The sequence below is a fragment of the Pedobacter westerhofensis genome (genome assembly GCF_900182595.1).
Taxonomy (GTDB): domain Bacteria; phylum Bacteroidota; class Bacteroidia; order Sphingobacteriales; family Sphingobacteriaceae; genus Pedobacter; species Pedobacter westerhofensis.
On record NZ_FXTN01000011.1, the window covers coordinates 177566 to 200279 of the forward strand.

A 22714-nucleotide genomic window follows, 5' to 3' on the forward strand; every position below is an offset into this window, starting at 1 on the left:
AACAAATATAATATTACATTCCCGGCTGCATGATATTTTGGAATTAAATTGTCATTAAAATATAAAGGTTGGGTGTTTAACCGTATATTTCCCTGATGACGCCCGATTCAAAAAAATTGCTCAGCTGTCCCGCCGGGATTACTGTTTTGCTGTTCCTGCTCACGGTATTTCTCAGCCAGTGCCGCCCCAAAGAGGTTAAAGTAGCACGTGATATCACAATTACTCCCCGCAATGCAGTGACCAGACTGTTTGTAGACAGCCTGCAAATGGAAGACTTTATCAGCAAACAGGGTCTCGAGGATAGTTCTGCCAACCGGCTGAGGAATTTTTACAACAGCAGGAATTTCCAGTTTGCCTGGATTGCAGAGAAAGGCCTGGCAGAACAGGCGAAGGTATTTTACGAACTTGACAAAAACTATATTTCCGGAACACGGGACAGTACCGATGCCGACCAGGCGCTGCACAACCAGCTTGGGCTGCTCCTGAGCAGGGATACGGTAATCAGGGCTGTAAGCCCTGCCCTGATTGCCCTGGAGCTTTCCCTTACTCAGCATTTCTTTGATTTTATAACCTACGCTTATGCAGGGAAGCTTGATCCTGCCGCTCTGCAATGGTATATCCCGCGGAAAAAACTGGATGCCGTTGCCCTGCTGGATTCGCTGGTGGCAAAAAAAGGCACAAGCATCGAAAACTGGGAACCTGTAAACCGGTACTATAAATCTCTGAGCAAAGAGTTATTGCGCTGGTATGCCATTCAGCAAAAGGGAACCTGGGAAACCATCAGCAGCGGCAAGGTTAAAATATACCGGCAGGGAGATACCGGAAAAGTCATTGCCAGCATCCGGCAGCGTCTTGCAGATTTTGGCGATCTCCCTGCGGGCGACACCACAACTGTTTTTGATGCAGCATTAAATGAGGCTGTAAAAAAGGCGCAGAAACAGTTTGGCAGGGCGCAGACCGGAAGGATAGACCAGAATTTGCTTAATGCGCTTAACGTACCTGCTGAACAGCGCATCCAGCAGATGCTTATCAACCTGGAACGTATGAAATGGACGCCTCTGATTCCTGAAAGCAAAGTTATCCTGGTAAATATTCCCGAGTATAAGCTGCATGTATTTGAATCCGGTAAGGAAGTTTTGAACATGGGCATTGTTGTTGGAAAAGCGGCCAATCAAACCGTCATTTTCAGCAATGAGCTAAAGAACATTGTATTCAGCCCCTACTGGAATATTCCTCCCAGCATTGTGCGTACAGAAATATTGCCCGAGATGCGAAAAAACCGGAATTACCTGAGCCAGAAAAATATGGAGCAATATGGTACAAGCGAGGGGCTCCCCCAGATCAGGCAAAAACCAGGCAGCTCAAACTCACTGGGAAAAGTTAAATTCCTATTTCCCAACAGTTATAATATCTATCTGCATGATACACCGGCAAAGTCATTGTTTGCCGAAGAAAAACGCGCTTTCAGCCATGGTTGCATCCGGCTGGCAGAACCCAAAGAACTTGCTGAGTACCTCCTGTCTGACAGACCTGAATGGACCAGTGAAAAGATAGGCCAGGCGATGAATAAAAAAACAGAAGTGTGGGTAAACATGAAACAGCCCGTACCGGTATTTATCACTTATTTTACTTCCTGGGTGGATAAAGATGGGCTCCTGCATTTCCGCGACGACCTCTATGGGCATGACAAGGCAATGGCTGCACAAATGTTTAAATCAGCGGAATCAAAAAAATAATAAACATTTTGCTTCTGCCCGGGTTATAGCTTGACATTTAAAAATACAATAAAATATCGACCTATGGCAACTACAGTAAAAACACCTGCAAAATCAGCAGCTAAGTCAGCTACAAAAAAACCTGTTAGTAACACAGGAAAAATGGAAAATTCAGAATTTCACGAATTTTTCGTTGATGAATTAAAAGATATTTACTGGGCAGAGAAACACCTGGTAAAGGCACTTCCGAAAATGAAGAAAGCTGCTACAAGTCCTGAACTGGCTGCAGCATTTGAAAAACATACTCAGGAAACCCAAACACATATCGAAACTCTGGAGCAGGTTTTCGCATTATTAGATGAAAAAGCTGCCGCAAAAAAATGTGATGCAATGGCAGGATTGCTTGAAGAAGCAGACGGCATTATTTCAGAAACTGAAAAAGGCACGCTGATCAGAGATGCAGGACTGATCCTGGCAGCACAGAAAGTAGAGCATTATGAAATTGCTACTTATGGAACACTGAGAACTTTCGCAGAAAGCATGGGCCATACTGATGTAGCAGATCTTTTGCAACAAACGCTGGACAATGAAAAAGCGACTGACGAGGCCCTGACAGGAATCGCAGAAAGCTTTGTAAATGAGCAGGCTTCAGCAGAATAATTTGCTCTTCCTTAGCGGTACAAGCAAAATCAAATAAGCTGTACAAATAAAAAACTCCGGTCCGGCACCTATACGCTAAAGCAGTATAAGTACCGGACCGGAATTTTTTTTGTCTTTCAGCCTTGCGGCTTTATAGTTCTCCGCTGGCCTTGCGGCGTTCGCTGGCTTTGATTTCCTGCAGATCTTCTGCCGCATCTATGGAGTGAGAATTGTGGATATCATCATCTTCTTCAGAGATATCCGATAGCCGCTGATAATACTTGTGCAATACATCCAGTTCTGCTTCGGTAAGATCTTCGATATCAACCATCCGGTTACTTGCATGCCTGCTCGCAGCAATCAGTTCATTCAATTTTAGCTGTATGGCTTTAGAATCCTTATTCTGAGATTTCTGAATCAGGAATACCATCAGGAATGTAATGATGGTAGTACCCGTATTGATCACCAGCTGCCAGGTATCCGAATATTTAAAAATGGGCCCGGTAATCCCCCATACGATAATCACTGCAAATGCAATTCCAAATGCGGGGGAGCTTCCTGTCCAGCAGGTAATCTTGGTTGCCATCGTTTCAAAAAACGAGTCTTTCTTCTTTTTCATATGATATAGTTTGATAGGTGTGTTTGCAGTATCAGGTCGCCGGTACATACTTTACCTGAGGATTATGCCAATAACAACAACATGAGGCTTCTGTTTGAAGCAATTCAAACAATAGGCAAATAAATCTGCTTTTCATGCAATTTACTCCGGAGAAATATAAGTTACCCAATTAAAGCCTATTTTTATTTGGAAATTATCCTCAAAAGACTCTATGTTTACACTTGAATTTACAGTGATGAATAATACTATAAGAAATATATCTATTTTGATGCTGGTATTCATGAACACAGGATGCGATCAGATCTCCAAGCATGCTGCCCGGCAAAACATTGGGTATTATGAGACTATTGATGTGATAGGAAAGCATCTGATCCTCACCAGAATAGAAAATTCGGGCGCCTTTTTAAGTACGGGAGATTCACTGGAGGGCTCAGTAAAGTTCTTTTTTTTATCGCTCCTCCCACTCGTAGTACTTTGCTACGGGATTTATTACCTGCTGTCTAATAAAGACCTGTCAAGGCTGCTGGTATCGGGCATGTGTTTTGTTATTGGCGGCGGATTTGGAAATCTCTATGACAGGCTGCGCTATGGCTCAGTAACAGACTTTCTTCACATTGATTTATATGCCTTTAAAACGGGTATATTTAATTTTGCCGATGTTTCTATCATGGCAGGTATGATCATGATCTTAATCAACCTGTATTTTAAAAGAACTACTACTGAATTAGCAGAGGAATAAAATATGAAATCACATCTCCTGATCTGGCTGCTGCTGATGATTTCCGGCGCTGCCGGGGCACAATCGAACTACGTACAGATCTCCACCAATAAAGGCAATATGATTGTTATGCTCTATGATGAAACACCACTGCACCGGGACAATTTTTTAAAAGTGATCCGGAACGGGATGTTTAAAGACATGGAATTTAACAGGGTGATCAAAGGGTTTGTGAGCCAGGGCGGAGAACTGGACGAAACCATTCTTGACCGCGAGAAGCTTCATCCCGGACAAACACTGCAACGGATAGCCGCAGAAATTAAGCCCAACTTATATCACAAAAAAGGAGCACTGGGCGCGGGCAGGAATGATAATCCGGAAAAAAGTTCCTATGTAGACCAGATCTATCTGGTGCAGGGTAAAATACAGACTGATGCACAACTTGATCTGATTGAAAACAAAACAGGACGCAAATTCTCAGCAGAGCAAAGAAATACCTATAAAAAAACGGGCGGAACGCCCGGGCTCGATGGCGATTATACCATCTTTGGCGAGCTCATCAGCGGCATGGCTGTTGCAGAAGCCATCAACAATGTTCCTGCAAGCACTAAAGATCGTCCCCTAAGCCCTGTAACCTTTACATTCCATATCCTTACAGCAAAAGAAATCAAAAAACTGCACGAAAACTCAGGGCATTAAAATTGTATTCAGTTCTGCTTTTTCCTCGTCATCAAGTTCTGCAATTTTTTCAAGTATGGGTAGAATCTGCCCGCGCTGATCTGAGACCAGAACCGTATCCAGCAAAGAAACAATCGTTTTCTTCTGGTCGATGCTCAGATTGCTGAACAATTTTGGATGAATTTCGTAAAATGTCTTTAAAATATCCAGAAGGTCCTTTTTTTGTTTGCTATCCGGTACGTCAACATTGGCCTCTGCAATGATGCCTTCCTTTTGATAACGTTCAACCAGTCTGGATGAATATTCTTTTAGAAACAACTTTCTTTTTGCCCTCAGGAGTTCATTTACTTTTTTATGCAGAAACTTAAACTCCGGCGATGATTTTGAACGCTGGTAAAGTCTCACCTGTGCATCAAATTCTGAACCGCTGAAATCAAAATCAGTAAAAAATTCGCTCTGTATATATACACTGTGGAAATATTCGTCTGCCTTCTTATTCAGTGTGGTATATTCTTTATGCACTTCCTCATCCTTCTCATTGATAAAGTACACTTTTGATAATTCCTTATGCAGGGATTCTTTCCATTGTACAAATTTTAGCCTGAACAGAGTTTTGGTGTCTTCATAACAGATCTCCAGATTTTCTTCATAATCCTGTATATAATCAGAATAGTCCATCCTGATGCCATTGATCATGATCGTATAGCTACTTTTTTTGTTAAGTTCAAGGAACCAGCAGAACTCTGCTTTCAGATAGGGTATAATCTCCCGCTCCAGATCCTCAGCTGAGATCTTCAGATTTGAGAATATCACACGGGTACCGGCCTTGTCGTTCAGGGGAATATCCAGCAGTCCGGACTGGTAGTTGTTCAGTGCATGTACACCTATGCTGATCCTTCCGCTTTGCAGTGAGCCACGGTATAAAAAAGTGGTCTGCCATTCTGCGTCGTTGGCAAACTTAAAAAAGGTAAGCCTGCCTACCCCATTTTTACCGTGCATCACAGATCTGTTTTTGTTTACCGGCAGCTGCAATGCTTTTTCTGATTCAAAGAAAGGTTCAAACTTAACGCTCAGGTTTTCGAAGTTGATGCCATGACCGTTATCCGATATTTCAAGGACGTCTATAAATCCAAGTTCATTTGCCGCATAATTAATTTCCACAGTTTTGGCATTGGCGTCAAAACCATTCCAAATATACTCGGCAAGTGCTTGCTTTTCGTTGTAATTGCGCAATACTTTCTGGATGCCATTGGAAGTGATGTTAACGTTATTAGCCATAAAAAGAGATAAAATTCTGTAGATAAAACTAATAAATAATTTGTACAATTTGTCCCGTTTTCTGATTCTCCGAAACAATTTGGGGCCGCAAAGGTTATCATCCGATAAACATGTAGAAACAATACTATGGCAACCTTAAATGTACAACCTAAAAGTAAAAGCCTCTGGTGGCTTTGGTTAATAATTATCCTGGTGGGTATGGCAATCGTATATTTTGCAATTCACAAGGACGACCACAAAACTTCAGACAAAATAGTAACTGACTCAACCACTACAGTAACTGATTCCACAGCAGCTACTCCTTAAAAATAATTTTATGGCAATCGAAAATACAGATGAAAACCGCCTTCTGGAAGAACTGGATCGCAGCGATTATGAAATTGCTGAAGGTGAACCTGATGTTCAGGGATGGCATATCAAGGATACCCGCGGTTCAAAAATAGGCAAAGTGCACGATTTGCTTTTTAATCCCGCTACGCGAAAAGTAAGATACCTGATCGCAGATCTTGAGGCAAGAGTATTTGGAGTGCAAAACAGAAAGGTACTGATCCCTATCGGGCTTGCCGAACTGCACCTCACTGATGACGAAGTTTATTTACCTGCAATAACCATTGCACAACTTGCGGCTGCGCCGGATTACATCCGGGAATCTTTTAAACCCGAAGATGAAATCACTGTCCGCAATGCGTTTGCAGACGATATAGATATTCAGCAATCCTGGGATGAGCAAACTTTTTATGAACATGACCATTACAATGAACGCAACTTTTACGGAAGGCGTTTTATGGGCAGGCATGAATAAGGGATATACTTAAAGGTAAGTACAGCAGGCGATGAGTATTAACCAACCTAACTACGGGCCTGCTGTACCTCCCTGTGCTTTAGTCAGGCGGTTCTTTAATACACCGGTTTGAATGAATAACGAGCACTTGCATATCGTTTGAAATAATACAGGATCTTTATAATACAGTGTGAAAAACCGATTAATCTCCTATAACATTTCAAAAAAAGACACATAAAAATGTATATATGTGTTTTGCCGCAATTCATCACCATGAGAAATATCCTTATCAACTGCATGGAGGATAAAGGAAGTAATCCAAAGGCCTGAAAAACCGCTCAGCGCTCCAGATTAATTTTCTTCTAACAGATTCTTCTTGCTGAGCAGCTCTTTGATCTGCTCTACTTCTTTTGAAAGCGTTTCGATAATTGCATTGACCAGAACTGGTTCAGTTGTTAGTGGGCTCTTTGTATTGTCTGCCGTTTTATTTTCCATGATTTTATGTTATTATATCATTTAGTTTTGCTCGACTTATAATTTGATATTACTAATATAGCAAAATTGGCAGGGATGCAACCGATTTTTTTAACATTTATCTCCTCAAAAATCCTGCATTAATCATGAAGAAACAGTAACATTTCTTTAAGTGTATTTTTATTAAAAAAACGGGTATTTTGACACATAAATCGTTTGCTTAAAATTCATGTAAGGAGATAAACAGATGTGGAAAATTAAATATTACCTAATTTTTTTAACAGTAATCTGACACTGGGACTGAGTAAAATAATGTTAAATGCTTTTAGCAATTTATTGCAGGTAAAAGGTCATGCCTTAATTACCCAAAGAATATATCTGAAAAAACAAAGCCGGGCATTGTTCAGTCTACCCGGCTCCATGCATCAATCGTATAGAATTAATGTAGTCATGAGGACTACTCAAATATATTAATAATTCAGAATTAAACAAAAAAAATTAATTATAATCACTTAACGTTCAGACAACTATCATAAAACCTTAAAATCAACACGGGAATACAGGTTAATGATAAATTTAATAATAAAATATATCATTTTTTGCTGTTAAGCCAGGTCGCTCAATTCTCCCTGCTGTGAAGATGTGGTGGCATTTTTATTAAATACCGGTACCGAAACCATAAAGCTGGTACCTTTTCCCGGGGCACTGCTAAAACTAATCGTACCATTTTGCAGTTCAGTAAATTCCTTGCATAAGATCAGGCCCAGCCCTACCCCCTTTTCATTGTTCGTACCAAATGTAGATTTCGCTTTCAAAGAAAAAACATGTTTTTGATCGGTTTCGGCAATGCCGGTTCCAGAATCCACGATAGTAATCCTACACTTATCATTAATGGCAGCCATCACCTGTATGTTGCCTCCTGCGGGCGTGAACTTGATGGCATTGCTCACCAGATTACGGATCACCAGCAGCAGCATATTGGCATCGGCAAGCACATACATGTTTTCAGTGATGTGATAGGTTAAACTGATCTGCTTTTCCTGGGCAATACTCATCTCTACCTTCAGCATGTCCCTCAGCGTTTTTAAGAGATCAATGGGCTGGATATTCACACGTACACCTTCCAGCTGCGACTTAGACCAAGACAATAAATTTGCCATCATGTTCGACGTGTTTTTGGTAAGGGACAATAACTTGAGTTCAATTTCCTTTTTCTCCTGTTCAGTTAAGGGATAGGCCGTCAGCAATTCGAGGTAGCTTTGTATAGAGGCAAGCGGACTTCTCAGGTCGTGCGCCACGATAGAGAAAAGTTTGTTCTTTTCACCATTCAGTATCTCTAACTGAATATTTTTCAATTCGATATCCAGCGCTTTGTTCAATGCAGATTTCTTTTCCATCTCGTAGTTCTGCCGGATGTATTTCAGCGAAAAAAACATGGCAACCACTACCACCAGATATGCAGAAATGTTATCGGTAAAACGACTGGCCAGCGTTGGGTATGTTGTTGGTACCAGGGTAGGAAAGTAGAATTGGGTGATGCACACACCACTGACGGTAACAATATTCAACAGGAGCCACCACCATTGTTGCTTTTTGGGAGCGGTGGAACATAACAGGTAAAAGAATAAGGCAAATAATATCAGCGTGGGGCCATCAATACCGGAATTTAAAAAATAGACAATTGCGAAAAAGATATTGCCCAGTATCCCAAGCCCTATGATACTCGAGGTAAACAGCCTTTTCACGCGAGAGAGATAGTAAAGCCCGGCAAAACCTACCAGCATAATCAAACTTACCAAAGCTACTTTAGGTAAGCCAACAAAATAATTAAAGGGTACATTATACGCCAATGCAATAAAGCCAACCATACATATGCAATGATATATTCGAGCTTCCAGGGAAAATGTTGCATCACTTCCGGTTAGTTTGACCTGAAGTCGTTTTAGCGTAGATGAAAAATACATGAAACTGACTATTGTTCAAATATAACTATTTAAACACATATTATTATTTCATTTATCATGTCCTTTCCTGTAAATAAAACAAAAAAAACATTGCATCTTCAGGAAATTCATTAGTTTTGAGAAGGAAATGGTGTCTTCCTTTAACAAACCGCATTGCTGATGGCGCCTGCAATTAACCGCGCAACTTGTTGTGCTTAATATTTTGTAGGTGAAAAAATTCGAACATTACTCCATTATTAAACAGCTTTTACGCTGGACAATCCTTGTTTTCCCGATAGCAATTTTAACCGGCAGCGCCATTGCATTATTTTTATGGCTGCTGAACCAAGCCATACATTACAGGTTTGGGCATCAATGGCTGCTTTTTCTGCTCCCTGCCGCAGGAATAGTAATATATTTCCTCTATCGCCTATTTGGGAAAAATTCCGAAAAAGGAAATAACCTGATCATTGATGAAATCCGTGAACACGGAGAAGGAATTCCCAAAAGAATGGCACCTCTTATTCTGCTCACTACAATAATCACTCATTTGTTTGGTGGTTCTGCAGGCCGTGAAGGTACAGCTGTTCAGATTGGAGGCAGCATCGCAGCAATGTTCGGACGCTGGTTCAGGCTCAATGAATCAGATACCCGTGTGATGCTTACTGCCGGTATAGCCGCCGGTTTTGGTGCCGTATTCGGCACGCCTCTTACAGGTGCCATTTTCGCACTGGAAGTGCTGGCGATAGGAAGCATCCGGTATAATGCCCTCTTCCCTGCGCTGATGGCCAGTATCATTGCCGACATTACAGTAGCTGCATGGGGCATTCATCACACTGCTTATCATATTGATATCATTCCACATCAGATTTATTTTATGTCTGATCTGCTGCCGGTGGATTTGCTGCTGATCATTAAAGTTATTGTGGCAGCGATAGCATTCGGGCTTGCCAGTTTTATTTTTTCTGGAATGGTACACGAGATCAAAGTAATCCTGGGCAAGGTCATACCGATAAAATGGTTAATTCCTGTCGCAGGCGGGATGATCATTATCGGCCTGACCTATATCAATGGCAATCAGGATTATCTCAGCCTGGGCGTAGACCCTCAATACCCAGGTGCAATTACTATTCCCTCCGCATTTCATGCCGGTGGCGCAGATACCTGGAGCTGGCTGTGGAAAACCATTTACACCACTACAACGCTTGCCTCCGGATTTAAGGGCGGAGAAGTAACTCCATTGTTTTATATTGGTGCAACACTAGGCAATACCCTCTCTCAACTATTAAATGCACCTGTAAGCCTTTTCGCAGCCCTGGGATTTATCGCCGTATTTGCCGGGGCTACCAATACGCCCCTGGCCTGCACATTTATGGGCATAGAGCTGTTTGGAGGCGAATATGCCTTGCTTTTTGCCATCGCCTGTTTTACCGCTTACTTATTTAGCGGGCACTCCGGAATTTATTCTGCCCAGACCATTATCGTTCCCAAGTTTGAAGGATCTCCTGAAATAAACAACCTCCATGAGGCCAGCCAAAAACGAGGCTACCTCCACACTAAAATCTCAAAATATAAATTTAGATCCTAAAATTCATTGAGAAAAACGGATACCAGCCTTCTGTAGAGTGCCCGGCCATTAACTGTATGATGGTTAACCCGGCAGGCGAGAAATATAGCCCCCCGCCAGTTCCCTGGTGCCACTTATCAGAATGTTCGTCTTTTTCCCAAACCCGGCCGGCATCATAAAAGCCCGATAAACCAAGCTGGCCCGGCAGGATATAACTTGCTACATTGAACAGTTTAACCCTGCCCTGCAGATTGTTATATACCATATGCTCACCTGCGAAACGGTTTTGGAGGAACCCCAGCAGGTTACCCTGTCCGCCCAGGAACATCGATTGGTAAAAAGCTGCGTCACCAACAGTTACACCGCCGCCCACCCGGTCCGACAGAACAATCGTTCCGCGGGAATTAAGCTTCTGATAATAGGTAAACTCAGGCCTGATCTGCATAAAAGATTTTGAATAATGGTTAAGGCCGGTGTATCCCTGCAGTGTAACGTTAAAATAGTATCCTGCACTAGGGAGAAAATTACTGTTCCTGTGGTTGCTGTTAAAATTCACGATCAGGCCTACATGCGCTTTGTCTTTGTTTACAGTGGCACTGTCATAAGAATTAATGAGGGACTGCTGGTTGATAAATCTTCCGCCGTTGTCATCAAAGTTCAGGTGATAAAACTGAATGGAGGGCCCTGCGCTTAATGTATTTCCATTGCCAACATGCCAGCGCAGTGCGGGATCAACCTGGTAGGTATCAAACCTGGTCCGGTAAAACCTCCTGTAATCTCCCTCTTTTACCAGTGCTGTTTCATTACCGCGGCCAAAGAAATTCATCGTATTATCAGGTGCCTGGGCATACGCCTGCAGGGTGATATCAGCCTTGCCAATGGCCTGGATCCATTCTCCGTTATATTTGATCCTGAAAGCATCAGTGGCAAAGGCATGGGTAACCATGATCTGCTGTGAACTGGAATAGGGCAGCTTTCTGAAGCCGTCTTTTTTTACAAACTTTACGCCCAGTCCCAGTAAAAATCCATCATCTTTATTGATCGCAGCTGTGGCCAGTGGTATCCAGACATTATACAGGTTGGTGGGGATAAATTTAGTATTCAGCGTATCATTGGAAAGATGGGTTTTAAACCGGCTTACATCGCCTGTCAGATGAGAATTGTCCTTCTGGTCGTACAGCTTTACCTTACGGCCGGCCTGTTTTACCTCATATGATTTATTGCCCTCTCCCCCTACTATTCTTAATTTTATTGGCTGATCACTGGTATTGATGGTCACCTGGTCATCACCGCCCGAAACATATAAGCGGATCTCTTTGGTAATATCAGGATTATAGGTCATGTCCATCAAAAGATCTTTTGCCTGTCCGTCTTTATCGATTTTATTGATCAGCACCCTGGTACCATGATCAGGAGCATCACTGAATGTTACTTTCTCGTTCTTATCACTCGTTTTAATGTCTACAATTCTGTTGCTGAACCTGTAAAATCCGTCCATTGCTGCAGGGATATTGTCGCGGCGTTGTTTAAGCTCAGTAAAAAGCTGGTCGTGGCGCATGCGGTATACCTCGGCCGGCAGCAATTTCAGCCCTTCTTCCAGCACCTGATCGTTCTCGGCTTTTACAAAGTCGTTTACCACCTTCATATATTCAGTATAGCTGAGCTGTGCATCAGGAAAGCCTTTCATAAACCTTGTTTTAAACAAAGAGTATTTCACACCGGGAAGCGTAGGCCCAAAATCGCCCAGTAGTGGATCTATCCATGGCAGGGCAGCAATTGAAGGAAACAAACCCTGGTTTACATGAAAAACCTGATCACGGTCGCGCGGCACTGCCTCATACATTTTCTGTCCTTTGCCCGGTTTCACATCCAGCCAGCGCCACTGGTCTTCATGCCTGTCCCAGTCGCCAATCAGCAGGTCGAGCAGCCTTGCCCTTAAAAACTGTTTGCCGTCAAAATGATGATCATTATCTTCATTCAGCTCTTTAATCATTTTGGGGGTATTATCTGATTCGCCGCCCGGCTCCCGCTCTTCCAGCAGCACAACCATACCTGTAAATTCCTTATTGAATTCTCCAAGGGCATCATCAGCCGCAATTACGCCGATCACCGGATTGGTATGATGTACATTTGCCGCAGCGGCAAGTGGCGGCACAATCAGGGCAGAAAACGGGTGCTGCCCGCTCATGGCATCCCGTACCCAATCCAGGGCAAAAGTTCCTCTCAGACCTTCGGGCAATATTTTGTCCGGCGTTTTCTCCACACTGCGGATCACATATTCAATCCCCTTTTTGTCGGCCAGGCGCAGCGATTTGGATTGCATCCCTCCGCCTTCCTTTACCGGCGCCAAACCGCCGTATACTTTAGATATTTTAATCAGGGGCAGCTTAACAGCTGCCGCCCATTCTTTTCTGTAGTTTTCTCCAAAGAACCATTTGTGTGTACCACTTACATCTTCGTAAACCGGATGCACCTTTACCACTATACTATCAGGAAAGTTTTGACGGGCGGATGACTTTACCCTGTCCGAATTTTGTGCTTGTACATATCCGGCAAATGAGGTTAACAGTAAAATTAAAGGTAATCGTTTGGGCATAAGGATCTAATTTGGGCATCAATTTATTTAAAATCAGCTTGAACACTCCTGCTGTTGTGTTCAAGTACTAAAATACAAAATTATTAACTTAAAAATAATGTTCATCCCAAAACCCATTTAATTTCCGGAGATTTATATGATCTTTACGGTCTCTAATTATTGAATATATGACCGGCCAGATCCATCAGCATTATAAATGTACATGTCAGAATCATCAGTTTTTACAAGTTATACTGGCAGCAGGTATATTTCTGCTGTGTTTTTCGGGCTGCTCAATCCCGGCCGGCTCCCAAACGATAATCGCTAAAACAGACAAAGGATATATCCGTGGGGCAATCGAAAATAACATTCTTGTTTTTAAGGGTATTCCCTATGCCAAATCCCCAGAAGGCGAATTGAGGTTTAAATCTCCCCAACCAGCAGACCGCTGGGCAGATACCCTGTCCTGTGAAAACTTTGGCAATATCGCCGCTCAGTATGACGGAGGTAAAAAAGCTGTCGCAGGAAATGAAAATTGTCTGAGCCTGAATATTTATGCTCCCTTTGTACCAGCAAGCACAGGAACTTCATCAGACATGGGCAGAACCATGAAACCCGGTGCTGCAGGCCTGAAGAGGAAACTGCCGGTAGTGGTATGGGTACATGGTGGGGCAATGACTTCAGGATCAGGGATGGGAATGAACGGGCATGCTTTTGCAGATCAGGACAGTATCATTACCGTAACTATTAACTACAGGCTTGGTGTTTTCGGCTTTCTCTATATGGGAGATCAGCGGGGAGATTACCGTACTTCAGGAAATAATGGTTTACTTGACTGCATCCGGGCTTTGAGATGGATTAAAGACAATATCAGCTCTTTTGGCGGAGATCCTTCGGCGGTTACCGTCATGGGAGAATCTGCCGGGGCAAAACTCGTAAGTACACTTCTGGTATCTCCCCAGGCAAATGGGCTCTTCCGGCAGCTGATACTTGAAAGCGGTGCGGTACAGTGCATCCGCGACAGTGCAACCGCCAAAAATATCAGGCAAAGGTTGCTGGATACGCTCCACCTCAAAGACCCTGCGGACCTTTTTAAGCTCAGCACTTCAGCTTTGATCGAAGCACAAAATAAAGTATGTAGCGGGGCACAGGGAACCAATTACTTTGGCCCGGTACAGGATGGGGAAGTGATCAGCGAAGATCCATATACTTATATCAGCACGCATCCGGATCAAAAAATCAAACTGCTTATGGGCACAAACAATGCTGAAAGCAAGATGTTCATGAATGCGGACAAAAGACTGTTCCATGCAGATGACCAGGCATTGAAAGACTGGTTTGGCACAAATTACCGCCATATCAAATCTGCCGGCCTGAAAGCGATGGCAAAGCCCGGTCAGCTGAGTCCTGTTATGAATTTATTCACTCAGTATATGTACCAGATGCATTCCTATCGTTTGGCCGATGCACTGGCGAAAAGTAAAATTCCGGTATGGATGTACCGCTTTGATTACAGCAGGGATAACTCCGGTGCCAACCACGCGCAGGAACTAGGGTATGTATGGTATTCAGGCAATAACACAGGATTCAATGCGGAAGAAATTAAACTTGCAGTGCAGGTTCACAGATCATGGGTACAATTTATCAAAGGGAAAAATCCGGGAAAGATTAACGGGCAGTCCTGGCCGCTTTTTACACAGCAGCTAAAGACAGTAATGGTTTTCGACCATGTCTCCGGCCCTCAGGTTCAAGAAGATATTTATAATGACCCGCTGTATCCATCTGCCGGCTTTGTATTAAATTGAATATGAACGGATAACATTTACAGCTAAAAAAAATAACATTCCAATACAATTATACTAATTATATTAGTATAATTGTATTATGATTAAAGTCAGCGACCCTATCTACGGAACATTTGAACTACCAAAAATATTTGAGGATTTAATGAACAGCAAGGCGGTTCAGCGCCTGGGCAAAATACATCACAGCGGGGCAATATTTCTCGTAAATCCCGAAATCTGCCATACCCGTCTGGAGCACTCAATAGGTGTAATGCTGCTGATCAGGACACTGGGAGGAACAGAACTTGAACAGATCGCAGGTTTGCTGCATGACATCTCACATACCGCCTTTTCACATGTTGGCGATTATGTTTTTAACAACACAGATGAGACTTACCACGAGCAGCTTTTTGCCACAGTATTAAAAGATTCTGATATACCGGCAGTACTGGAAAAACATGGCTACCATGCCGATCAGCTTTTGCAGGGAAGGTTCTCCATCCTGGAACAGCCCCTTCCGCATCTTTGTGCAGACCGCCTGGATTATACGCTGCGCGATGCCTTGCACACCCGGATCATCAGCAGGAAAGATGCCCGGGATTTTATCCATGCCGTTACCTTACAGGAAGAAAAGATAGTGGTAAAAGACCAGGTACATGCCGAATGGATAGACCACATCTTCATCCTTTTAAATAAAGATGTTTACAATGCACCGCTCTACGTGTATGCTAACCAGCAGCTCGGTTTGCTGATTAAAGAATTTCTGGAAAAAGGAGAAATCAGGGAAAGCGATCTCCTGAAGGATGATACATTTCTGCTGAACAAGATCAGAAGTACGGTGTATGGATTTGATGCCGTTAAGGCGATCAAACAACAAAAAGACTATTCTAAATTCCTAAAGAAAGGTGCCAGCCTAAAGATCAAGGAAAGATTTCTTAAAGCACGTGTATCAACGCTGAACAAACAGTTTTTGTAATTTATTTAAAACTATTTTCCTGAAAGGACTGTGTCTCGGCAAAATTTATTAATTTCATTTTGTAAAAATAATTCAAACATGAGCACATCAACCCGAAGAAAATTTATAGGAACCGCCGCGATATTGTCAGCTGCAACAGCAGTATCAGCATTACCTGTTCAGAATCCCCTTAAGAATATGGAACAAAAATACCCTGTAGTACACCATGTGTTTTTCTGGCTGAAAAATCCGGGATCGGCAGCAGACCGCGATAAGCTCATTGCCGGCGTAAAAACATTATCCAAAATTGAAACTGTACATGAACTCCGCGTAGGCGTGGTTGCAAGCACTGAAAAGCGCGAAGTAGTGGATAACAGCTGGGCAGTATCAGAACTGATCTTCTTTAAAGATCTCGAAGGCCAGGCTACTTATCAAAACCACCCTATACATCTGGAATTTATAAAAAACTGCAGCCATCTCTGGGAAAAGGTCATTGTTTATGATGCTGTTGAAGCCTAGGTGATCCGTCCTGCAGCTTTCCAGCATAGCTGCAGGACGGATTAAGTAATTGGTTTAAACAGTTGCAAGCGGCAGCGTAAACCAAAACGTGCTCCCTTCGCCAACCACACTGTTTACGCCGATCTCGCCCTCGTTCTTTTTCACGATCTCAGCACAGATATACAATCCAAGACCAAGACCGGAATATTGTAATCCGGTAGTATCTACCCGGTAGTACCGGTCAAAAAGATGCGGCAGTTTATCTTCACCAATACCAGGCCCGCCGTCGGTAACAGAAACTTTAGCCATATTTCCAACCTTTTCAATCGTAACCTGGATATCTTTTACTTCAGGTGCATATTTAATTGCATTGTTTACAAAATTGATCATTACCTGATCAATCCGTTCCGCGTCTGCAAAAACTACCAGTTCCAGCTCACCGGTGGTGATGATGTTATAGATCCCTCCCATTCTCACATGCTGACAGCAGTCTTCAATCACTTTATATAACACAAAGTTTGTTTTGTTCAGATGAAGGTGCCCCTGGTTAAAACGGCTGGCATTTAGTAAATCTTCTATCAGGATGCTTACCTTTTCCAGGCTTCTGTTAGATACATCGATCAGTGAATTAAGTATTGTAGGTGATGGATTATCCTTCATCCTGTGAATCAATTGCAGAGAAGCCTTTAAACTGGTAATGGGTGTTTTCAATTCATGACTGGCAATACTGATAAAATCATCCTTTTGCTTTAACAGTTCAAGCGTTGCCTGGTCATGCGCCTTTTGGGCAGTAATGTCAAGCGAGGTTCCCACAAACCGATAAGCTATCCCATGGAGGTTAAAATAAGCTTTGCCTTTAAATTTTATCCATTTGAGATGATTACTTTTTGGTTCAATGGTACGGAATTCTTTTTCATACTCTCCTTCACTGGCTCCTGCCAGGGCAGCTTTCAAAGCCTGGCCAATCTCCTCCCTGTCATCCTGATGAATCATTTTAATAAAACTTTTATAATCAGTTTCATCCGCAGAAGAGAGGCCCAGCATTTCCCTGCTGCGCTGGTCGAGAATGAGTTCATCATGCTGGGGATTGTAATCCCAGGTGCCCAACCCGGCTGCATCTACGGCAATCTTGAGGCGCTCTTTACTTTCTTTAAATAAAATTTCTACTTCTGCCAGTCCTTCTTCAACCTTACGCTTATCGGTCATATCTTCAATAGCGAGGATAATCAGTTGTTCGCCATTTACATTATCCAGCTGGCGGGTGTTTACACACATCACCCTGCGGCCAATGGTAGGAAAAACTTGCGTTACTTCATAATCGGCAAACACTTTTTTCTCAGGCAATATACTTTCCAAAAGTTCGCGGAGAGCGGGAATATCCCACTGTTTATTTCCCAGGTCATAAAAATATCGACCTTCAGTTTCCCCTTTGGTCACTTTAAACTTGGTATAAAAACCACCGGTAGCGCGTTTCACTTTTAATTCTTTATCGAGAATAATCAAGGGGTCCCTGATGGTATTGATAATGGCCTCAGTGTAAATCCTTGAATTGCTCAACTGGTCGTTACGGTCCAGCAGCTCACTGTTCACAATGTTGATTTCCTCATTGGTGCTTTGCAGTTCTTCTTTTGACGTTTCCAGCTCTTCATTCAGGCTCTGCAATTCTTCGCTTCCGGACAGCAGCTCTTCATTGGCACTTTGCAGTTCTTCATTTACAGCTTCCTGATCTTCAGTAACGGTCCTCATATCCGAACGGGACAGCAGAAGCTCTTTCTCCAGCTGTTCAATCCTCAGGTCTTTCGCATCTGTAATTTTCTTTTTGCTGCTGCCGGATTTGCCGGATTGTACAGTAACTGCAAACCCATTTTCAAACATGATCAGATAATGCAGGTCCAGGGCACCCGTTAAGGGGGTGATCTCCATAGTTACATAGCGCTGGGCACCATTTAAACTGAAAAGAACATTTTCTTTCCGTGCCACATCGCTCGTGCGCCTGGCCTCATGCAGCAGATTTCGTAATTCAAAAGAAAGCCCTTCGCGCGCCATCTTCAATAAATTGAGACTGGCTTTACCCGGAGAAAGTGTTAGCCAGGTATCTGTTGTGCCCCGAAACTGCACGATATCATAGTTTTCGTTAACCAAAACACCTGCGGGCGCATATTTCGATAAAATTACCTCATCGGCAAGCTTAAACACATCCTGTGTACCGGCTTCTGCGGGAAGGTTTTTATCCAGATTCTTAAAATTCCGGCCCTGATCCAGCATGGTAACCTGCATGAAACGCTTACGGAGACCGTTCGGTTTAAAAATGCGCTCCAGGTTATTATAGGTATTGAAAAGATCCTCGTTCTTACCTATACTTTCAGATTTGCCCAGTATCAAAAAACCTTCGGGGTTTAAAGAGTAATGAAATGTGTTGAACACTCTTTTTTGCAGCACCGGTTCAAGGTAGATAAGCACATTGCGGCAGCTGATCAGGTCAACTTTAGAAAAAGGAGGATCTTTTAACAGGTTGTGATGTGCAAAAACGCACATATCACGAATATTTTTATTGACCAGGAAATTGCCGTCGATTTTGGTAAAAAACTGTTTCAGGCGCTCCGGGCTAAGCCCTTCAATGTCCGAAGGCCTGTAAATACCGGTCCTGGCTTTGGCTATAGCAGTTTCAGAAATATCGGTGGCAAAGATCTGAATTTTCATCAGGGATGCTCTGTCGCCCAAATATTCGTGTAAACATATCGCAAACGAATAAGCTTCCTCACCTGTAGCACAACCGGCTATCCAGATGCGTATAGACTCATTAGGGCTTTTTTGGTTGAGCAATGCCGGCAATACTACACTGCAAAAAAGTTCAAAACTGGCAGGATCACGAAAAAAATCCGTCACAGAAATCAGCATGTCGTTGTATAAGGCATCCTGCTCCTGTTTGTGCTCACGCAAATAGATCAGATAATCCTGCGGTTTTTCTGCTCTGGATATCGCCATCCGGCGGATGATCCGCCGTTTCAGCGTACTGGGTTTGTAATACGTAAAATCTACACCCCTTCTCACGCGCAAAACAGTTAGTATCTGCTTAAAAACCTCCTCGTCCTGCTCAGGAACTTTACCATTGGTTTCTGCTGCTGCTAAATCTGTTTGAAAAGGATGATTAATCGTCATCAGATGCTCCACGATCCTGGCAGGCGGAAGTACAAAATCTACGGAACCAGAGCTGATGGCGCTTTTTGGCATCCCCTCATAAGCAGCAGTGTCTTCGTCCTGCGCAAAGGTCATCCCTCCATATGCCTTGATTACTTCCAGGCCTAATGTTCCGTCAGTCATCGTACCAGACAGGATCACGCCTACCGCATAACTCTGGTGCACAACAGCCAGTGAAGAAAAAAACAAATCGATAATCTTCACCTTAAAATGCTTGTCGTCTAACGGCGCCAGCTGCAGGATACCATCTGTAGAGGTAAGGATCTTATTGGCCGGGATGATGTAGAAGTGATCTACTTCAAGATGTATGTTATTGGTGATCTGATAGACAGGAATTAAAGAAATCTTTCTAAGGATCTCCGGCAATACGCTGGTATGATTTGGGCTCAGGTGTTGTACAAACACATAAGCCATGCCCGATTTCTTTGGAATAGCCTTAATAAACTGGCTGATGGCTTCCAGTCCTCCTGCCGATGCTCCAATTCCAACAACAGGGAACTGGTTAGACGTTACAGGGTCTTCAGCAGACCCTCTTGTTTTGTTCATTAAATCGGCTTAAGATAAAAGTAATGAGTCAACTCTATTAAAGATGAGCTCAGCTTGTAATTTGCAGGATGATGTATAAAGATACCCTTTATTAAACGTTAAGATGGAAGAAATCATACAAGTATGCAATTATACTTACGAACACGTATAAACCACAAAGCCGGCTATCTTCATTACAGAAAATAACCGGCTTTGAATATGAATTTAAGTTTATGCAAACTTAAGCCATGAACTTTGTTCTGCGTACTCCTCAACAACCTGAACGGTGTTGTCAAATTTAAATGAGCTCATCAGTGCAGCTATTTCCTGGCGCATAGTATCAATACAATTCTGCACCAGATCGTTCCTAAATCCTTTTTTATCCAGATCAAGCACATAACTGATACAGATGATCCTTGCCAGGATTTTTCCAAGGTCAACCAGCTTACGCTGAGAAAGAACCTGACTGATCGTAAAATTCAGATCATTTTTAAAGTGGATACAGGCTTCAGAGGTGAGCGCCAGTTCTTTAAGGAAGTCAAATAGGTGCAGTTGTTTTTGTTTCTTCATTGCACGGGTGATCATTTCAGCAATCTGTGCGTATAACATTTCATTGGAGCCCTCAAAGATCTGGAAAGGCCTGCTGTCCATAATCCCGCGGCCCCCGATATGGCTGATCCTGTAACCATTGGCACCGGAAAGCTGTACAAGCAGCTGTGAACATTCCTGCATCAGGTCTGTCACTACCGCTTTCATGGTATTGGCTTCCAGGCCTTCTGTAGCCAGGTTATGCGCAATTCCGCTGATTTCACTGCTTTTGGCGCACATGGCAGAACAGATCGTATAGGCCGACTGCATTCTTGAGATGGAAAACTGTACCTGGTCAATGGCCAGCAGGTTACCGCTGCCAACCATTCTTTTTGTACAATGCTCAATGGCTTCGTCCAGCATACGCTTGATAAAGCCCATTCCCATCCCCGGGAACTGCATTCGGCTGCGGTGCAAAATATCGAGCATCATTTTGATGCCGGTAGTTTCAGGCTGCAGCCTGAAGTTTGCAGGAACTTCAAGGTCAAGTTTATTTAATCCGTAAGGGATCATGTATAATCCCGCATTATCATATAGTTCTTCTACAACAACCTGCTGTTGTTTGATGGTATTGTCGCTGATAAAGAAATCGATGTCCCTGCCCAGTTCGCCATTGTCCAGCGCTTTTCGTGAAGCAATAATCCAGTAGTCCGCCAGCCCGGTTAGCCCCTGCCAGTGTTTGGTGCCCTTAATGCGGTAACCATTTTTTGTTTCCTGATTGAGGGTTTTCATGTTCAGCGCATCACTGCCGTAATCAGGCTCAGTGATCATCAGTCCGCCCATATTCTGATTTTCCAGAAAACGGTGGAATATTCCTTTTTTTACCGATTCATCGGCATATTTTGAAACAGGCTCCAGGAAAAGTGCAATATTGATTCCAAAGGTAAGTGACAGGGGTAGCGACTCATATGAAGCTGCGGCTAAAATGCCCAGGCATTCTTTCACTTTACTGCCGCGTCCACCAAAATTTTCAGGAATAGCAACAGACAATGGTCTTTCAGCCAGAATCTCAGTTAATATCTCAGGTGGCAGCCCGCGGTCTAAACTCAGTTTATTGATATCTTCTTTTTCGTGAAATAAGTACTTCAGTGTTTTTTCAAAGTCTTTCAGGAACTCCGAAAACTTGATGTCGGTCAGTGTCATATATAGTGTATTATCTTATTAGATCTATTGGAGAACGAAATTCGAAGGTAACCAAGCCATCCTTTGCAGTAAATGATATCGGTCATCTTTCGGGAAACATTTTAAATCCTTTAAGAAATCGTGTTTTTATCGTCACTCATTATATGCCATACCGCATATAAAGTACGTAAGGTACTATAAATATCGCAAAGTTATTATTTATAATCATACTAAATAGCAAAATCTCATTATTTCGACTTAATAAGTCTGTTTTTGATCATTCGATATTTAAAAGGTAACATAATGTTATCTTTGCCAAAAAATATATGCTGAATATTATCTACCAGGACGAACATTTAATTGCGATCAACAAACCTCATGGACTGCTGGTGCACCGTTCTCCGATTGCGAATGATGCAAAAGAGTTTGCGCTGCAGATGCTGCGGGATCAGATAGGTAAATATGTGAGCCCTGTTCACCGCCTCGACAGGAAAACCGGTGGCCTGCTCCTTTTCACTTTTGAAAAAGATGTAGAAATTGCGATGCATAAGCAATTCCAGGAAGGCCTGGTAAAGAAGAAATACAAAGCAATTGTGAGAGGATATTCGCCCGAAAGTATGGATATCGACTATCCGCTGGTGAAAGAAAATGGCATGATCCAGGATGCCTTCACTTCTTTTGTTACATTAAAACAGGCAGAACTGGATATCGCGCTGGGCCAGCATCCCACTTCAAGATATTCATTGGTTGAGGCCAGGCCTACAACTGGCAGAATGCACCAGCTGAGAAAACATTTTGCGCATATATTTTATCCGATCATTGGCGACAGAAAACATGGCTGTAATAAACAGAACAGGTTTTTTAAGGAACAATGGGACATGACTACCATGTTACTGCACGCTTCTGAACTCTCTTTTGATCACCCTGTAACCAAAGAGCCTCTGCACCTTACTGCGCCTTTACATGACGAATTTAAAAGGGTGATGAAGCTCATGAACTGGGAGCTTAGTGATAACGATTAAAACCACTTTTACGAAATGGAGCGCAAATACCACCC

At 42.9% G+C, this 22714-nt stretch carries 18 protein-coding genes and 1 riboswitch; of the genes, 11 read left to right on the forward strand and 7 right to left on the reverse strand.

The window, feature by feature from the left end:
- The first annotated feature begins 95 nt into the window (after nt 1-95).
- Nucleotides 96-1736 carry a L,D-transpeptidase family protein gene (locus FN831_RS20770; protein WP_142530112.1) on the forward strand — a complete coding sequence of 547 codons (1641 nt, stop codon included), beginning with the start codon at nt 96-98 and terminating at the stop codon, nt 1734-1736.
- A gap of 63 nt (nt 1737-1799) precedes the next feature.
- On the forward strand, nt 1800-2375 hold the full coding sequence (locus FN831_RS20775) for a YciE/YciF ferroxidase family protein (RefSeq protein WP_142530113.1): 576 nt from the start codon (nt 1800-1802) through the stop codon (nt 2373-2375).
- 130 nt (nt 2376-2505) lie between these two features.
- Here the strand turns inward: FN831_RS20775 and FN831_RS20780 are convergent, their stop codons facing one another.
- Nucleotides 2506-2973 (reverse strand): low affinity iron permease family protein, encoded by a 468-nt coding sequence (locus FN831_RS20780; protein WP_142530114.1) that lies wholly within the window; start codon nt 2971-2973, stop codon nt 2506-2508.
- Nucleotides 2974-3208: 235 nt separating this feature from the next.
- Between FN831_RS20780 and lspA the strand changes: the two genes are divergently transcribed.
- Nucleotides 3209-3712 (forward strand): signal peptidase II, encoded by a 504-nt coding sequence (lspA, locus tag FN831_RS20785; RefSeq protein WP_142530115.1) that lies wholly within the window; start codon nt 3209-3211, stop codon nt 3710-3712.
- A 3-nt stretch (nt 3713-3715) separates the two neighbouring features.
- Complete coding sequence (locus FN831_RS20790; RefSeq protein ID WP_142530116.1) at nt 3716-4390, forward strand: peptidylprolyl isomerase; 675 nt, start codon at nt 3716-3718, stop codon at nt 4388-4390.
- Here the strand turns inward: FN831_RS20790 and FN831_RS20795 are convergent.
- Nucleotides 4379-5647: an ATP-binding protein gene (locus FN831_RS20795; RefSeq protein ID WP_142530117.1), complete on the reverse strand. Its 1269-nt coding sequence runs from the start codon at nt 5645-5647 to the stop codon at nt 4379-4381. The two genes, FN831_RS20790 and FN831_RS20795, sit on opposite strands and share 12 nt — an antisense overlap.
- A 126-nt stretch (nt 5648-5773) precedes the next feature.
- Between FN831_RS20795 and FN831_RS20800 the strand changes: the two genes are divergently transcribed.
- On the forward strand, nt 5774-5953 hold the full coding sequence (locus tag FN831_RS20800; protein ID WP_142530118.1) for a hypothetical protein: 180 nt from the start codon (nt 5774-5776) through the stop codon (nt 5951-5953).
- A 10-nt stretch (nt 5954-5963) separates the two neighbouring features.
- The gene (locus tag FN831_RS20805) at nt 5964-6449 is read left to right on the forward strand and encodes a PRC-barrel domain-containing protein (protein ID WP_142530119.1); all 486 of its coding nucleotides are present in this window, start codon (nt 5964-5966) and stop codon (nt 6447-6449) included.
- Between the two features lie 330 nt (nt 6450-6779).
- Here FN831_RS20805 and FN831_RS27790 read toward each other — a convergent pair whose 3' ends face one another.
- Together FN831_RS27790 and FN831_RS20810 are read right to left on the reverse strand one after the other, a co-directional pair.
- Complete coding sequence (locus FN831_RS27790; protein ID WP_185960561.1) at nt 6780-6923, reverse strand: hypothetical protein; 144 nt, start codon at nt 6921-6923, stop codon at nt 6780-6782.
- Between the two features lie 584 nt (nt 6924-7507).
- The gene (locus FN831_RS20810) at nt 7508-8770 is read right to left on the reverse strand and encodes a sensor histidine kinase (RefSeq protein WP_246101664.1); all 1263 of its coding nucleotides are present in this window, start codon (nt 8768-8770) and stop codon (nt 7508-7510) included.
- A gap of 210 nt (nt 8771-8980) precedes the next feature.
- Nucleotides 8981-9042, forward strand: a riboswitch (Fluoride riboswitch).
- Nucleotides 9043-9074: 32 nt separating this feature from the next.
- Here FN831_RS20810 and FN831_RS20815 point away from each other — a divergent pair.
- A complete protein-coding gene (locus FN831_RS20815) occupies nt 9075-10433 on the forward strand; it encodes a voltage-gated chloride channel family protein (protein WP_142530121.1) in 1359 nt (452 codons plus the stop codon).
- On the opposite strand, the gene FN831_RS20820 is transcribed toward FN831_RS20815, so the two are convergent.
- Entirely contained in the window at nt 10423-13008 is a 2586-nt protein-coding gene (locus FN831_RS20820) for a BamA/TamA family outer membrane protein (protein ID WP_142530122.1), read from the reverse strand. The genes FN831_RS20815 and FN831_RS20820 overlap by 11 nt on opposite strands.
- Nucleotides 13009-13175: 167 nt before the next feature.
- Between FN831_RS20820 and FN831_RS20825 the strand changes: the two genes are divergently transcribed.
- The 3 genes from FN831_RS20825 (at nt 13176) to FN831_RS20835 (ending at nt 16245) form a co-directional block, all read left to right on the forward strand.
- A complete protein-coding gene (locus FN831_RS20825) occupies nt 13176-14792 on the forward strand; it encodes a carboxylesterase/lipase family protein (RefSeq protein ID WP_142530123.1) in 1617 nt (538 codons plus the stop codon).
- Nucleotides 14793-14871: 79 nt separating this feature from the next.
- Nucleotides 14872-15747, forward strand: coding sequence for an HD domain-containing protein (locus tag FN831_RS20830; protein WP_142530124.1), 876 nt, complete (start codon nt 14872-14874; stop codon nt 15745-15747).
- 78 nt (nt 15748-15825) lie between these two features.
- A complete protein-coding gene (locus tag FN831_RS20835) occupies nt 15826-16245 on the forward strand; it encodes a Dabb family protein (protein WP_142530125.1) in 420 nt (139 codons plus the stop codon).
- Between the two features lie 54 nt (nt 16246-16299).
- Here the strand turns inward: FN831_RS20835 and FN831_RS20840 are convergent, their stop codons facing one another.
- Entirely contained in the window at nt 16300-19968 is a 3669-nt protein-coding gene (locus FN831_RS20840) for a CheR family methyltransferase (RefSeq protein WP_142530126.1), read from the reverse strand.
- Nucleotides 19969-20178: 210 nt separating this feature from the next.
- Entirely contained in the window at nt 20179-21678 is a 1500-nt protein-coding gene (locus FN831_RS20845; protein WP_142530127.1) for an acyl-CoA dehydrogenase family protein, read from the reverse strand.
- 305 nt (nt 21679-21983) lie between these two features.
- Between FN831_RS20845 and FN831_RS20850 the strand changes: the two genes are divergently transcribed.
- The gene (locus FN831_RS20850) at nt 21984-22679 is read left to right on the forward strand and encodes a pseudouridine synthase (RefSeq protein ID WP_142530128.1); all 696 of its coding nucleotides are present in this window, start codon (nt 21984-21986) and stop codon (nt 22677-22679) included.
- The last annotated feature ends 35 nt before the right edge of the window (nt 22680-22714 follow it).